Genomic DNA, 543 nt, shown 5'->3' with positions numbered 1-543 from the left:
TCCAGATAGGGCAGCATATGGTTCTCCCAGTATCCACCCTCACGGATAAACAAAGGGGCAATGAACTCTACAGTTCCGTTAAGCGTGTAACTCATCTTTTTCTCTTCGAGTTTTTAGTGGGAAGATATATAAAGTTTTACTTAGATGAGTCTTCTTCATTATCTTCAACGTAGGAAGTACTTTCCGGGTACTCTTCAGGATCCATAACCCATGATCCATCCTCATAACGAGGATCCGGGAAACCGTTGGGAAAGAATGTTTTTTTAAATTTCTCTGCACCATCCCACGGATATTTAACATCACTCGCAGCAACAACAATATTATCTGCAAAAAATTCTTTCACTTGAGGTAGACTCTCTTGTGAAATTTCAAACCCATATCCAAAGAGAACCTGGTATAGACCGTTACCAAATGATGGGCGAACACTATAATATTCATCCATAGTTTCTATAATGTTGACACATGCAGTTAACTTCCTATTATCGAGTACCAGAAGATCCTCAAAGTTTTTATACAAAACGAAAAGCCCCTGCCGCATATCCC

The 543-nt window shown here is 39.6% G+C and carries 1 pseudogene; it reads right to left on the bottom strand.

The features are described 5' to 3' along the window. Positions 1-136: 136 nt before the first annotated feature. Positions 137-543, bottom strand: a pseudogene (locus tag HMPREF2756_RS04235) (hypothetical protein); the annotation flags it as partial.

Origin of the sequence: Rothia sp. HMSC067H10 (assembly GCF_001810635.1) — a bacterium.
Lineage (GTDB): Bacteria > Actinomycetota > Actinomycetes > Actinomycetales > Micrococcaceae > Rothia > Rothia dentocariosa.
Note: the sequence above shows the minus strand (reverse complement) of the source record. Positions and strands in the feature narration are given on the sequence as shown.